This is a genomic window from Campylobacter sp. CNRCH_2015_0338h, assembly GCF_025772785.1.
GTDB lineage: Bacteria > Campylobacterota > Campylobacteria > Campylobacterales > Campylobacteraceae > Campylobacter_D.
Genome location: NZ_JAKMST010000001.1, coordinates 193,455 through 208,150, shown reverse-complemented (window position 1 = coordinate 208,150; position 14,696 = coordinate 193,455). Strand labels below are relative to the sequence as shown.

Annotated in this window: 16 protein-coding genes and 1 tRNA gene; all 17 read right to left on the bottom strand. The window is 30.0% G+C overall.

Annotated features, from left to right (window positions below; genetic code table 11):
* Window positions 1-50: 50 nt before the first annotated feature.
* On the bottom strand, window positions 51-2,798 hold the full coding sequence (locus L8X30_RS01075; protein WP_263678559.1) for a RecB-like helicase: 2,748 nt from the start codon (window positions 2,796-2,798) through the stop codon (window positions 51-53).
* Window positions 2,795-5,185, bottom strand: a complete 2,391-nt coding sequence (locus L8X30_RS01070; RefSeq protein ID WP_263678558.1) for a PD-(D/E)XK nuclease family protein — start codon at window positions 5,183-5,185, stop codon at window positions 2,795-2,797. The genes L8X30_RS01075 and L8X30_RS01070 overlap by 4 nt, the downstream gene beginning before the upstream one ends.
* Window positions 5,185-5,697 carry a FixH family protein gene (locus tag L8X30_RS01065; protein ID WP_263678557.1) on the bottom strand — a complete coding sequence of 171 codons (513 nt, stop codon included), beginning with the start codon at window positions 5,695-5,697 and terminating at the stop codon, window positions 5,185-5,187. The genes L8X30_RS01070 and L8X30_RS01065 overlap by 1 nt, the downstream gene beginning before the upstream one ends.
* Complete coding sequence (locus tag L8X30_RS01060; RefSeq protein ID WP_149062089.1) at window positions 5,698-6,273, bottom strand: hypothetical protein; 576 nt, start codon at window positions 6,271-6,273, stop codon at window positions 5,698-5,700.
* Window positions 6,270-6,371: a hypothetical protein gene (locus L8X30_RS01055; RefSeq protein WP_149062088.1), complete on the bottom strand. Its 102-nt coding sequence runs from the start codon at window positions 6,369-6,371 to the stop codon at window positions 6,270-6,272. The genes L8X30_RS01060 and L8X30_RS01055 overlap by 4 nt, the downstream gene beginning before the upstream one ends.
* A 2-nt stretch (window positions 6,372-6,373) precedes the next feature.
* Window positions 6,374-6,586: a DUF4006 family protein gene (locus tag L8X30_RS01050; RefSeq protein ID WP_039617641.1), complete on the bottom strand. Its 213-nt coding sequence runs from the start codon at window positions 6,584-6,586 to the stop codon at window positions 6,374-6,376.
* On the bottom strand, window positions 6,586-7,464 hold the full coding sequence (ccoP, locus tag L8X30_RS01045) for a cytochrome-c oxidase, cbb3-type subunit III (protein WP_263678556.1): 879 nt from the start codon (window positions 7,462-7,464) through the stop codon (window positions 6,586-6,588). Before ccoP ends, L8X30_RS01050 begins: the two co-directional genes overlap by 1 nt.
* Window positions 7,464-7,667, bottom strand: coding sequence for a cytochrome c oxidase, cbb3-type, CcoQ subunit (locus L8X30_RS01040; protein ID WP_039617636.1), 204 nt, complete (start codon window positions 7,665-7,667; stop codon window positions 7,464-7,466). The genes ccoP and L8X30_RS01040 overlap by 1 nt, the downstream gene beginning before the upstream one ends.
* An 8-nt stretch (window positions 7,668-7,675) precedes the next feature.
* Entirely contained in the window at window positions 7,676-8,341 is a 666-nt protein-coding gene (gene ccoO, locus L8X30_RS01035; RefSeq protein WP_149062087.1) for a cytochrome-c oxidase, cbb3-type subunit II, read from the bottom strand.
* Window positions 8,342-8,352: 11 nt separating this feature from the next.
* Window positions 8,353-9,819, bottom strand: a complete 1,467-nt coding sequence (gene ccoN / locus L8X30_RS01030; protein ID WP_263663810.1) for a cytochrome-c oxidase, cbb3-type subunit I — start codon at window positions 9,817-9,819, stop codon at window positions 8,353-8,355.
* Window positions 9,820-9,942: 123 nt separating this feature from the next.
* Window positions 9,943-10,605, bottom strand: a complete 663-nt coding sequence (locus L8X30_RS01025; protein ID WP_263663809.1) for a sulfite exporter TauE/SafE family protein — start codon at window positions 10,603-10,605, stop codon at window positions 9,943-9,945.
* Entirely contained in the window at window positions 10,602-11,720 is a 1,119-nt protein-coding gene (gene carA, locus L8X30_RS01020) for a glutamine-hydrolyzing carbamoyl-phosphate synthase small subunit (RefSeq protein ID WP_263678555.1), read from the bottom strand. The genes L8X30_RS01025 and carA overlap by 4 nt, the downstream gene beginning before the upstream one ends.
* On the bottom strand, window positions 11,717-12,268 hold the full coding sequence (locus tag L8X30_RS01015; protein WP_039617626.1) for a DUF507 family protein: 552 nt from the start codon (window positions 12,266-12,268) through the stop codon (window positions 11,717-11,719). The genes carA and L8X30_RS01015 overlap by 4 nt, the downstream gene beginning before the upstream one ends.
* A gap of 61 nt (window positions 12,269-12,329) precedes the next feature.
* Complete coding sequence (locus L8X30_RS01010; protein ID WP_412174992.1) at window positions 12,330-12,845, bottom strand: MotE family protein; 516 nt, start codon at window positions 12,843-12,845, stop codon at window positions 12,330-12,332.
* Complete coding sequence (locus tag L8X30_RS01005) at window positions 12,845-13,264, bottom strand: flagellar FliJ family protein (RefSeq protein ID WP_263678553.1); 420 nt, start codon at window positions 13,262-13,264, stop codon at window positions 12,845-12,847. Before L8X30_RS01005 ends, L8X30_RS01010 begins: the two co-directional genes overlap by 1 nt.
* On the bottom strand, window positions 13,261-14,511 hold the full coding sequence (locus tag L8X30_RS01000) for an adenylosuccinate synthase (RefSeq protein ID WP_263678552.1): 1,251 nt from the start codon (window positions 14,509-14,511) through the stop codon (window positions 13,261-13,263). The genes L8X30_RS01005 and L8X30_RS01000 overlap by 4 nt, the downstream gene beginning before the upstream one ends.
* A 24-nt stretch (window positions 14,512-14,535) precedes the next feature.
* Window positions 14,536-14,633 (bottom strand) — tRNA-Sec (locus L8X30_RS00995).
* Between the last annotated feature and the right edge of the window lie 63 nt (window positions 14,634-14,696).

Here is a 14,696-nt window from a genome sequence, read left to right as displayed (position 1 = left end):
ATGAAAATTTTGCAATACATTCTATTTAATAATTGAGATTATGTGTTTTTCTAAACCTCCACTATCTCCACTTTATCTTTTAAAACATACACCAAAAAAGCCTTAGTAGAAGTCTTGGCTAAGATTTTTCCTATGGCTTCTTTATAAAGTAAAACTTGCTTTTTATGCTCGTTTAAATTTAAGCCTGTTTTATAGTCTATAATGATAGCTTCATTATCATCAAATGCAAGCATATCAAGCTGTTTTTGCTCGCCTTTATAAGTGATGATTTGCTCTTTTAGTAGCTTTTTACCTGCTAAAAGAGTATTAAAGCTCTCATCTTTTAAAAGCATAGTAAGTCTTTTAAAAAGCTCATTAAAACCTTCATCATCTAAGTAAAAACGATATTTTTTATACACCATTTGCTTACAAAATTCGAAATTACTTTTAGTGTTAAAATCAAAATATTGCAAAAACTCATGCAAAGCCAAGCCAAAATGTATTTGCATGCTTGAAAGATGAGTTTTTACTTTAACTTCTTGTAAATTTACCTTTTGAAATTCTTCAAAGCTCTCTATTTGTTCTAAATTTTCTAAAGGCTCATTTGTTTTGACAAGCTGTTCTTCTAAAATACCTATTTGCTTTTCTTCATAATCTTTAAAATATCCTTTAAAACCCTTATAATTTTCATCATTTTTTATAACAAAAAGAGAATTTTTAGCTCTAGTAAGTGCTACATATAAACAATTTATCTCATCTTCTGTTTGGAGTTTTTTTCTTTTGTCTAAAAAGGCATTATAGCTATCATCTTCAAGGTATTCTCTAACACTATGTCTGTATTTTATTTCCCAACCTTGCTCTAAATCATACTCAAACATTAAAGTATCGGTATCTGGAGCTTTTTTACTAAGTCTATCAAGCACGATTAAATTTTCAAATTCAAGCCCCTTAGACTTATGCACAGTCATAATGCTAACTCCATCATTTTGTGCTTGTAAAGAACTTAATTTACAAGGGCTAAATAAAAAATCAAAAAAATTATCAAAAGTACTTGCATGCTCTAAATAGGCGATAAGATTAACATCGCTTAGATCAAGCTTTAAATAATCAATCAAGTATTTTAAAATTTCACCTACACTGCGGTTTAGATCAAGCTCAAGATAGCTAAGCTCTTTTTTTAAAATATCATTTACAAAATACAAACTAAACTCATCTTTAAGCACACAAGCCTTTGCATACTCAAAAAGCACTCTTACGCTAATACAATCTAACAAAGGAACATTACTTTGCGTATAAGCTTTAACGCCATTTTCTTCAAGAAATTCTTGGATCAAAGTTGCGTCTTTATTGACCCATACTAAAATGCAAATATCATCAAGCCTAATGCCTTTTTCTAAAAGTCTATGGATGATTTTTAAAGCTTCCTTAGCACTTGCTTCATAAACAGAGCCATCTTTACTAGGAATGTGATTTTGCAAAATTTCTACATACCCGCCTTCTTTAACGCTTTTTTGCAAAGTAAAGCCAGGATTTAAAAAGCTATCAAAGAATTTATCTTTAAAGGTGTCATTGACATAATCAACAATGATCTTTTTACTACGATAATTAGTATCTAAATGCTCTAGTTTGATTTGTGGAAAGTCTTTTAAAAGCTTATCAAAAAGTTCTTTTTTACCCCCTCTAAAGCCATATATGCTTTGCTTTTTATCGCCTACGTAAAAAAAACTTCTGTTTTTTTTCACACCCTCACCTGAAACAAGTTCGGCGATAATAGGCTTTAAAATTTGATATTGCAAGACATTAGTATCTTGAAATTCATCGATTAATAAATGAGAAATATAACCATCAAGTCTAAAATAAATCAAATCTTTGTTAGTTTCATCACTAATTAATTCATAAGTTTTTAAGGCTATATCTGAAAAAGTTAATGCATTTTGCTCGGTATTGTTTTCATTTCTTGCTTCTTTAAAATGCGCCAAAAGCTTTGCAAGCATACTTATGCGGTAATTTTCCATTTGATTAAAATATTCTTTTGCATTTTGTATAAGTTCTGCTCTTTTTTGTAAAAATTCAATATCAATGACTTTGGTAAAATAATCTTTTTTTAAATTACTAATAATAGGCTTAGCGAAAAAATCTTCCATTCTTTCAAAATTAAAATTTGAAAGATAATTTTTATTTGTGCTTAAATTTTTTGCATAAGTTATAAACTCATCAATATTTTTTTCTAAAGCAGCCTTGCTTGGAAGATAGGCTTTTGGATTTGGCTTAACATCGCAATGCTTGATATATAAATTTTCAAGGTTTTTTAAAAAATCACTTTTGCTTTTTGTTTGAATAATGTAATAAGCTAGGCTTTTTAGCTCTTCTTCGTTTAATTTAGCAATGAAATTTTTATAACTATCTTGACTTTCTATGATCTCAAAATCACTCATAAAACCTAAATTTAAAGCAAAAGAACGAATAATTTGTGAAAAAAAACTATCAAAGGTATAGATATTGAGCTTAGATCTTAAAAATTCGTTTTTACGCTTTTGTCTTATAGTTACAAGCTCTTCCTTGCTTTTACCTAGCATTCTCATAAGCTCATTGCATTCTGCTTTATTTTCTCCATTTTCAAGCACATCAAATTCTAAAAAAGTTTTAAAAATCCTTTCTTTCATCTCGCTTGTGGTTTTATTAGTAAAAGTAAGAGCTAAAATTTCATTAATCTTAGCTCCCATTAACACCAAGGCTACAAAACGCACGCTTAATGCAAAGGTTTTTCCACTTCCTGCACTAGCTTCTAAGGCCAAAAAAGGCTCAAAATTACAACTCAAAGCTTAAACTCCTTTTTATAAAGCATGGTATAAGGACTATAGGTATTATCATTTTTTTGATTAGTAAATTCTTTTTCTAAAGGATCTTTTGCAAGCTCATTAAGCATGTCTTTAAGCTCTTGCACCTTTTCACTTTCAGTATTTTCATAAACGATTTTCATATTTTTTAAATCATAAAAACAAGCATTTATATTTTCTAAAGGGTATACACCCTCTAATAAGAACTTATAAAAAGCAAGCTGGTAAGTTTTTTCATCTATTTTCCCAGTTTTATAATCTATGACTAATTTTTCATTTTCATTTTCATCTAATCTATCTAAACGTCCAAAAATAGTAATTTTAACTCCATTTTCAGCGATAAAATCTTTTTTTTGTGAAAATTCACAATCTCTTACCATAAAACCTTGTTTAAAATGCTCGTTTTCAAGCACTTGAAATTCTTTAAACATTGCTTGTATTAAAGCTAAATTTAAAGCATCGATTTTGTAATCTTTCAAATTTTTTACAATATCCATAAATTTTTCATAGTCAAAATATTTTGCTTTTTTGTTTTGTTTATAGTATTTTTCTAAAGCTTTATGAATAAAACTTCCTAGCTCATTCGCCCTAAGAGTATCTTCTAATTCTTTTGGTTCTTTTAATCCTAAGACATATTTATAATAATAATCTAAGCCATAATTTATCAAAAGGTGAAATCTCGTAAAAGTAAGCTCTTTACTAAAATAATCATGCTTAGCCATTATATGTGTAATTGGCTCAAGGTTAAAATCACACTTGTATGCTTGAAAGTATTTAATATAGGCATTGTCACTGTATCTTTTATCTTCTATGAGTGAAAAATCAAGCTCACTTAAAAATCTTGACTTGATTTTTTCTTCATTTTCTACATAAGAAATTCCTACTAATTTTGCCTTGGCTATTAGGGTGTAATAATAATGTCTTTGTAAATTTTCTCTTTGAGCATGAGTAATAAGTCCTGCTTTTTTTCGAATTTCATTATTTAAAAATAACTCACTTGAAACTCTTTTAGGGATAAACTCATCATTAAAATCAACTATAATCACCCCATCAAAGCTGAGCCCCCTGCTTTCTAAAAGCCCCATTACAGTAACTTCACCACCGCCAACACTGCTTAGTTTTTTATTGTCAATTTGCATGAAAAATAACTCTAAAATTTGCTTAAAACTTAAAGTATGTGTTTTTATAAGTTCTTTAATGAATGCAAGCTCTTGATAGATATAATCTTGCAATTCTTGATTGTTAATATCTTCTAGCAAATTATGGATGAAGTTTTCAAAAAAATCAAAAGAGATATTTTCATCAAAAAGCTTTCTAAACTCTATAAAATCAATACCAGAAGGATAAAAATACAAATTACATAGGTGCTTGTTTAACTTTTGCCTATCAAAAAAATCTTCACTAAGCTCATACTCAAACTCATCATCTTTAGCACTTTCATATAAAGTCTTTAATCTATGATAAAAAAGCGTATGTTTGATACTTTCCCCATTGGCATAGTTTAATACATTGTTTTTATCATAAAGTCTTAAAATATCCACAAAGTTCTCATCAGGGGTAATCACTACAATATCTTTTGCGCTAATACCAGCTTTTAAAAAGCTGTTAATTTTTTCAAAAATAAAAGCAGCTTGTAAAGACCGTAAATTAAAACTTTTATAAGTGATTTTATTTTCTTGCACAAAAGGACACTCTTGTAATATTTGTGCTTGATTTACATCATATAAATACACATGATTTTCCTTAAGAGAAAGCCCTTGTAAAAAGCTAAGAGAACTTAAAAAATCTTTATTAAATTTAGTACAATTAAATTGCACTTTAAGAGGAAGTATTTCCTTAACTTTTAACAAAAGCTCTACTTCAAAAGCATTCAAAAAACCTTGAAAATCAAAAATAATCTCATCATAATTTTTTAAAAAATCATTATTAATTTCATAATCTAACGCTAAAGAAATATCATCATATAAATTTTGTTCATGTAATAGGGTAAGATAATTTTTAAAAAGCTCTTCTAAAATTTGTAAATGTTCATCATACTGAGCATAAGCGTCATAATTTTTTAAAGCGCTAATATCCTTTTTCTCCAAGCTAAGTTCTTTAAAAAAACTAAATAAATAAGCATTGTTTTTTAAAAATGCAAAAAAATTACTCGGTATTTTCAAACTTTGTTCTAAATTTTTAGTTTGTTCGCAAGCCTTTTTCATCAAAAGCAAACACTCATAATAAGTTGCTTGAAAATGTGGAGAAAAAACTAATTTTTGCATAAATTCAGCTATACTCATAGCCGGATCTACTAAAGTGTCTATTTGTAGTTTTTTCTCATAATATTTTCTTAAAGCTCTTAGTGAGCTAAAAACAAAAAGCTTCATTATTTAGTCTGTAAAAAGAATTTAAAAAATCCTACGCTATTTTCATCTTGAGTGATTTTTAAAAGTATTTGCCAAACACCTTTTTCTTTGATATTAAAATAAAACACCAAATCACTTCCTTCTAACCTTGCTTGTAAATTTTCATCATTTACATTTGTATGTGGGCGTGAAAGTAAAGTTTGAATTTGAAGTTTATTTAAGTCATAATCTTTTAAATTTTCAATTGCAATCCTAAGTTCATTTTGCCCTTCATTGATATAATAAACTTGATTTTTCTTATGCACAAAGCTTTCTTTATCTTTAATGCTTAATTTAAAATTTTCATCAAAAGTCTTTTGTCTGTTTTGAATTTCATTATAATTTAACTCTACATTTTGATAAGAATCAAAATAAAAATTATCTTCATACACAGGGGCTTTGCTTGCAATAAAAATCGTTACAATACAAGCTATAACAATAAGCCCTAAAGAAATCAAAATGCCATAAGGCCAAAATGTTTTCTGATTTTGCATTTATCTTCTCCTTTTGATTTTTCTTTGCACTAACATCAAAATCGCAACACATAAAAAGCCATAAATTAAAATTCTCATGATATTTAAAGTATCACGATTTGAATTTCCATAAAAAGGTTTTATATTAAAATGATTTGCCACTTGATCAGCAATATCTGCATAACCATTTAAAATAGCAGCATTGTAAATGTCTTTTTGTTTAGGATTTGCAAGTATAGGCAAAATCGTTCCTTTTTCAGGGTAAGGACTCAAAACACCTTCTTTATCAAAAAAAGCTAAAGCATCATCACTTGCAAGTATATCTACCTTATGTGAAGCTTTAGAAAATACAAGTAAAATATATGGTTTACTTAAATTAGCTTCATAGCTCTTTAAACTTTCAAAATCTTTTTTATCACTTAATGCCAAAGCGATATTTACTCCGGTTAACTCACGAATTTGCTTAGAGCTTGAAGTAATATTTTGCTCTATTGCAGTATTTAAGATATTGTCATTTAATAGTATTTCAGCATGTAAGAAATTAGCAAAGCAAATAAAAACGGCGGTTAAAAAACCGCCTTTAAATATATTTTTCATCCTATAAAAAGGTGATTTACAGTTAAAACTGACCAAGCAGTAACTCCTGCTGCTACAACTAAGCCAGCTATGATTAAGTATTCAAGAACTTTTGCCATAATCATTCCTTTATGATGATATGTTCTTCTCTTTTAGAGTCAAACATTTTAATTTGCTCTGCATTTTCTATTTTATAAGGTTTTTGCATAACATCCTGCTGTGTTTTAAGACCCCAAACAGTAAGTCCAGCTAGAATCGATAGCAATAAAACAGTTGCTATTAACATTCCACTAACACCCGAAAGTGAAAATACACATCTATTTGAATTTTCCATTATTCACCCCTTGAAAGAGAAATTGCATATTCGCTAACTGCTTCTTTTTGAAGCTCATTTAATAAACCATTATTAAAATGAGGCATTACACCTATGCTACCTGCTTTACCACGATTTAAAACATCTACTACAAACTCAGCACTACCATATTTTGTAAGATCTGGAGCAACCAATTGTCCATCAATCGTTCCTTTTCCACCTTCACCATGACACACCGTACAAGTTGCAAAAAGTTCTTTTCCTTTTGCTACAAGTTGAGGATTTTCAGTTTTTTTAATTGCTGAAATTTCAGAAGCAACATAGGCAGCAATTGCAGGGATATCAGCCTCATCTATGCCATTATCAGCTGCACTTAACATTTCACCCATAGGATAATTCATACCCTTAGAACCTTTAGTAATTACCTCTATAAGTCCTTCTTCTGAACCCCAAATGTTTAGATTTTGTGCTTTTCCATTAATACCATCACCTGTAATACCATGACAAGAAGAACATTGAACCAAGAAAATATTCTTACCCATTTCTTGTTTATCTTGTGCACTTAAATTTGCAAATTTTTGTGCAAATTTTTCATTATGTGCTTGTACTTCTTTATTATACTCACCAATTTGAGAATAACTATTTAAAGGATATCCCCAAAGAAAATACCATATACACCATACTATAGCTAAGAAAAACACTACAGCCCAACCAAGTGGTATAGGATTTTTAAACTCACCTATACCATCCCAACTATGCTCGCTTAGTTCACCTTGGCTCTTTTCTTCTTTCATACTTTTAAACAATTTTCCTACCACAACAAGCGTAATTAGTATGATAAGAATTGCTCCGATAAAAGATAATAAATTAACATTATCTTGTAAATTCAACCATTGCATTAAGCACTCCTTTTATTTTGCTCTAAAACACGATCGCTGATTTCATCATGCAATGCCAAATCAGCGTATTTTTCATAGTTTCTTCTACCTGTTTTTTCAGATCTATACAAATGAAACCAATAAGAATACAAAACTACCACTAAAAATACTACAAGAGCAAAAAAACCATAAGCTTGTAGCTCTCTTATTAGTTCTAAATCCATAGTTTTTCCTATTTTAAGCTGTTAAGATACGCAATCAAAGCTACAATCTCTCTAATTTCACCTCTAGCAAACGCATCTTTAACATCTTGGTTTTTCATTTGATCTACTATAGCTTGAGCTTCTGCTTTAACTTCTGCTTGAGCTTCTTCCCAAGTACCTAGTTTTGTACCATTTTCAGTATCATAAGGCACATTGAAAACTTTTTTTACAGTTAGTGCTTCTGCATAAGCTGTTTCTATATTTGCATTATTGCTAAACATATGTTTATAAGCTGGCATAATAGAACCAGGGACAACTGAAACTGGATCCCACATGTGATTTTCATGCCAATCTGTTGTTCTAAAATTACCTATACGCAATAAATCAGGTCCTGTTCTTTTTGAACCCCATAAAAATGGTCTATCATAAGCATATTCGCCACTAACTGAGTACATACCATAACGATCTGTTTCTGATTTAAAAGGACGAATAAGTTGTGAATGACATGCATTACAACTTTCTTTAATATAAGCATGACGTCCTGCAAGTTGTAAAACTGTATAAGGCTTTTTACCTTCAATTGGTCTTGCATTCTGAGCAAAATCAGGTAAAACTTCTACAATACCTGCATATGCAATCACTATAAATACTGCCACAGCAAAAAAGAATGGATTTTTTTCTAACCAACTAAACATATTTTTCCTCCTTATGCTGCCATAGGTGAAGCACTTTTTGGCTCTTTATCAAGCACTCTACCCACTGAAATTGATTTATAAATATTATAAACAAACATGAAAAATCCTACTAAGTATAACAAGCCACCCACAGCTCTAATCCAATAATAAGGAACAATAGCTTCAACAGTATCAATGAAAGTATAAAGTAAGTTACCATACTCATCAGTAGCTCTCCACATCATACCTTGAGTAATACCTGCTATCCACATAGAACTAAAGTACAATACTATACCTGTAGTTTGAATCCAAAATTGAGCTTCCATTAATGATTTGCTATATAGTTCTCTTTTAAACATTCTAGGCACCATGTGATAAAGTGCAGCCATAGTCATAAAGCCAACCCAACCTAAAGTACCATCATGAACATGTCCTGGAATCCAATCTGTAAAGTGTGCTAATGCATTAACTGATTTAATAGAAAGAATAGGACCTTCTAAAGTTGAGAACATATAGAAAGTTGAAGCTAAAATCATAAATTTAATCAACGGACTTTCTCTTAATTGACTCCACTCACCTTTCATAGTAAGTAAAATATTAATTGCTGAACCCCAAGAAGGTAAAATAAGTACAATTGAAAAAACTGAACCCATAGTTTGCATCCAATCAGGCACAGTAGAATAAATCAAGTGGTGTCCACCTGCCCATAGATAAACAAACATTAAGCCCCAAAACGCAAATAAAGATAACTTATATGAGAAAATTGGCTGACCACTTTCTTTTGGTAAGAAATAATAAATTTGAGCAATAATACCAACAGTAAATACAAATGCAACAGCATTGTGTCCATACCACCATTGAACTAACGCATCATTAGTTCCTGCATACATAGAAACACTATGCCACCAATCGCCCATTCCACTTACAAAATAAGTTGGAACTGCCATATTATTAAACAAATAAAGCATTGCTATACCTAAGAAGGTAGCTATATAATACCAAAGTGAAACATATAAAGTTTTTTCACGGCGAATTCCAATAAGTCCAAAAATACTTACACCCCATAAAACCCAAACTAAAACTACCAATATATCAAGTGGCCATTCAAGCTCTGCGTATTCTTTTGAAGTACTAATACCTGCAAACAAGGTAATAACAGCTATAATCATAGTGATCATATAAAGCCAAAAATGTAGTTTGCCAACAAACATTAAAAAGCTTGATTCTGCCATACTAACTTTTAGTACACGCTGACCAATATAATACCAAGTAGCCCAAATTCCTGAGAGCATAAAACCAAAAATTACACCTGAAGTGTGCAATGGTCTAAGTCTTGAAAAAGTGCCATACTCACCAGCTAAATAGTTTAAATCCGGATAAGCCATTTGAAAGGCAATAAGCGTTCCAATAGCCATACCAATAACACCAAACAATAAGGTAGCAAACATAAAATATTTAGCAACCGTATAGTCATAGTTTAATGCATTTCCTGGGTGCATTTCCTCTCCTTAAGTTTTTTTCTGCAATATGCAATCGCTATATTATATGATAATTATCATCTTTTTTAGCTTAAAATCACAATGATTAATCATCTATTAAGAATTACAAGTAAATAATAAATTTTATCGAGTTAAAGAAAAACCTATATAAGAAAAATACAAGCCATAAAAAAATATTAAAATATAAGAAATCAAACTAGCTGTTTTTTGGAATTTTTCACTCAGTGTTTTAGAAAAATAAGCAAAAAATACCAAAGCAGGCAGTGTTGAAAGTCCAAAAACAAGCATAATTAACGCTGATAAGTATACATTCTGTACACTCATTCCAAAAGCTATATAAAAATACACCAAGCCACAAGGTACAAAACCATTTAAAAAGCCTAAAAAAATAGTACTTTTTAAAGACTTATTTTGAATTAATCTTGAAATGTTTTTTTTAATGACACAGTCAAAAATTAAAGAGCTTTCAAAAAAAGCTAACAATTTTCCTTTAAAAATTAAAGCAAAAGCTAAAACCACCATAAAAATCCCGATAGTAAAAAGCATTATACCTTTTGCAAATTCGCTAAAAGAAAATAAATTTCCAAAAAATCCAAAAAATACGCCCAAACAAACATAGGCAAAAATTCTAGATAAATGATAAGAGAAAATCAAAAGAGAAAAAGGGAGTTTGATCTGCTTTGAAAGCTGAGTATAAGCTAAAATAAAACCTCCGCACATTCCATAACAATGTCCAAAGCTAGAAAGAAAAGCTATACTCGCTAAAGCAATAAAATCTAAATTCACAAAAGCTCTAAAAATTCTTTAAAGATGTATTTGCTCTCATGTGGTCCTGAGGAGCTTTCTGGGTGATGTTGCACTGAAATGATAGGATAATTTTTGTATTTTACACCCTCTACATTATCACCAAATAAATTTCTATGAGTAATTGTTGCAACCTCTGCTATTTCTTCAGGAACATTATAGTTGTGATTTTGTGCTGTAATTTCTACTGTATTATTTGTAAGATTAATTACTGGATGATTTGCTCCATGTTGACCAAATTTCATCTTATAAGTTTCATAACCAAATGCATTACTTAAAAGCTGGTGCCCTAAACAAATACCTAGCATAGGAATTTTTGCTTCTGCTAATTTTTTAATCTCTGCAATTTCATCTTTTAAAATTTTTGGCTCACCTGGTCCATTGGATAAAAATACCCCATGAATTGCACCTTTTTGGTATAAATCAATCAAATCTTTTGCCTTGGTATTATAAGGAAAAATCTCTACTTCAAGTCCTACACTCACAAGTTCATTTAAAATATTTTCTTTTACACCATAATCAATCACAGCTACTTTTTTACCATTTGCTTTTACATTCTCATAAGTTTTGTTGCTATGATTCCAAGCACCTTTACTATGCTTATAAGAGCTTTTAGTGCTAACTTGTGCTACATAATTTACCTCATCGATTTTAGCACTAGAAAGAAGCATTTTCTTAAGCTCTTCTTTGTCTTTAATTTCAGTAGATATTATAGCTCTTAAATTTCCTTGATCTCTAATCATTTTAACCAAAAATCTAGTATCAATTTCGCAAAGTCCTATTTTGCCATGGTTTTTCAAATAAGCACTCAAAGAATCATTGGCTCTAAAATTAGAATAATCTTCATTTAATTCCCTTATAATCATACCGCTAGCAAAAACTTCTTTGCTTTCATTATCTTCATCATTAACGCCAACTATACCAATTTCTGGCATTGAAAAAACCACAAATTGACCCGCATATGAAGGATCAGAAATAATCTCTTGATAGCCCGTTAAAGAAGTATTAAAAACAAGCTCACCAAAAAAAGTTCCACTTTCTCCAAAAGCCTTTGCACTTAAAAAAACATCATTTTCTATATAAATATATGCTTTCATAAAAGTCCCTTTTTTCTAAGCTCTTCTTGGTAAAGCTTTTCAAACACCAATTCATATTCTTCAGAACCTGGGATAAGCTTTCTTTTATAATTTGAAATTTTTTCATAAACCAAATCTTCTAAATTTTCATACTCTTTTAAATAAGACATAATACTTGAGAAAATGAGATTTTTCACACGATTTTCTGATACATTATAGTTTATCAAATCCTCTTCTACTAAATTTTCTAAAATTTTATGAGAAAGGTTATTGTATCTATCTTCACTATCAAGCATAAATTTAAACTCATTTGCTAATTTTTTCTTAATCATCCAAAACATACTTTTTCTATCTATTTGCATAAACTCGATTTCATCTTCCTGGCTTTCTAAAAGCTCTTTTGCTTTTTCATCAAGCTTACGCTCGTTTAAAACATCTATTTCTATAATCTCTTTTGCTATTTTTAAAAGTTTTTGACTATCATCTTTAATTTTAACAAAAGAAGAATGCATTAAATCAAGTATTATTTTATTTGCTATATAAGGTATGTGAGCTGGTTTGATACGCATTTATTCACCTTTTTATTTTTATTGAAATAATACTAAAAAAAAGGTAAAAACTGCTTAAAACTTACTGCGAACTTGCATTTTGATCTAAATTTTTTAAAAGTAATGTTAAATCTGAAGCTTTCTTAGGTTCCATTTTTGCCATAATGGATGAAATTTTTCTAGGATCAAGCGAAAGTAGAATTTTTGAAGCTTCATCAGGTTCCATTTCGCTTAATATACCTGCAACAGCCACATCTTTCATTTTTGCATAGATTTCTGTAATACGCCCCATAGTTTTATCATTAATCGCTTGGAGATTTTCTCTAGTTGCTTTCAATATACGTTCATTTTGTTCTTTTAAGCTTTTGATTTGTTCTAAACTTGCATTAATATCAGCTTCTTTTTGTACCAAAGCTTGCATTTTTTCTTTTTGTAAAGCTTCAAAAGAAGCTCTATAAGCCTCTAAACTTTGTCTTGCTTCATCATATTCTCTAATTTGTTCTTGCATTTGTTCTTTTCTTGCTTCAAAATATTGCTCACAATTTTGTTGCGCATTTACAAAATTTAAAAAAATTAATAAAAATATTATTTTTTTCATTATTTATCCTTATTAAAATGCCTTGTTATAGCAAGTTCGTCTATAAATTTTTCTTCTTCTTTTTGTAAGGCTTTTTGAATCTTTTTTAATTCTTCATTTTCTAAAACTTTGATTTTTTCAAATTCCAAATGAGCTTTTTTATATAAATGCTGATGATGCGCTAATTCTTTTTTGGTTAAATCCAATTTTTGTTTAACCCTTTGCTTGCCTTCTCTTGCAATTTCTTGCAATTTTAAAGACGATCTTAACAAAGCTATCGAGCCCTTATCGGCTAAAGTTAAACTTTCGCAAGTTTTTGAGGCTTCTTTAAGTTCTTCTTCACACTGCAAAAGCTTTTGTCTTGTTTTGGTTAAATTTGCTTCTGCTTTATCAAGCTGTTGTTTTCTAAGCTTAATCACAGAAGAATATTTGCTTTTCATAAAATGATAGTATCTTCTCTTTCAGGACTTGTGGAGATATAACCTACTCTAACGCCACTTAATTCTTCCAAACGCTTAATGTATTTTTTAGCATTTTCAGGTAATAAATCATAATCTCTAATCCCTGCAACTTTATCCCAACCTTCCATTACTTCATAAATAGGTTTAGCATTTTCTAAATCACAAGGTACATAGTCTATTTCTTGTCCCTTATATTCATAAGCTTTACAAATTTTAACACTTTCAAAACCATCTAACACATCAAGTTTCATCAATGATAAAGTATCTAAACCATTTAATCTTGCAGTATATCTTACCGCAACCGCATCAAACCAACCGCATCTTCTTTTTCTACCTGTACTTACACCAATTTCTTTACCAATAAGTCCTATTTTTTCACCATCTTCACCTAAATCTTCACTTGGAAAAGCTCCATTTCCCACTCTTGTTGTATAAGCTTTTACTATACCTATAACTTTTCCAATTTCTTTTGGATTTAATCCCAAACCACTTAAAGCTCCAGCCGAAATAGTCGTTGAACTAGTTACATAAGGATAAGTTCCATGATCAATATCAAGCATTGACCCTTGTGCACCTTCTAATAACACTTTTTTATCCTCATCCAAAGCTTTCCAAAGCATTCTTGTGGTATCTGTAATATATGGCGCTAGCACTTCTTTAAAGCGTTTTAAATCTTTTAAAATTTCATCATAACTAGGCATTGCAATACCTAAAACATCAAAATAAGTTTTTTTAAGTTCAAAATCTTTCATTAAATTTTCACAAAGTTTTTCAGGCTCTAGCAATTCCCCTACTCTATGTCCATTACGACTTATTTTATCTTCATAGCTTGGCCCTATGCCTTTGCCTGTTGTTCCTATAGCTTTATCGCCTTTAAGTCTTTCTCTTGCTTGATCAATCAAAGCATGGTGATTTAAATTTAAATGAGCTCTATCACTTATAAATAATCTTCCTTCTAAATTTTCAAATTGAGCCATTTCGCTAATTAATACATCGGGATTAACTACAACTCCATTTCCTATAACATTAATACATTGCTTATTCAAAACACCTGATGGCATTAAATGTAAAGCATATCTTATACCATCAACCCATATAGTGTGACCTGCATTATGTCCGCCTGCACTCCTGCAAACATAATCATAATTTTCACATAGTTTATCAACTATCTTACCTTTACCCTCATCACCCCATTGGATACCAACGATAATATCTGCTTTACTCATGAAAACTCCATTTTGACTTAAATTTGGCGAGAAGGTGAGAGAATCGAACTCCCCAAAAAGTAGTCAACTACCCTTTCATCTGATTTGAAGTCAGTGGCCATCACCAGATAAGCTAACCTTCCAAAAAGATATTATATCTTAATATTTTTAATTAAAACAAAAACCAAATACGTAAAATTGAAACT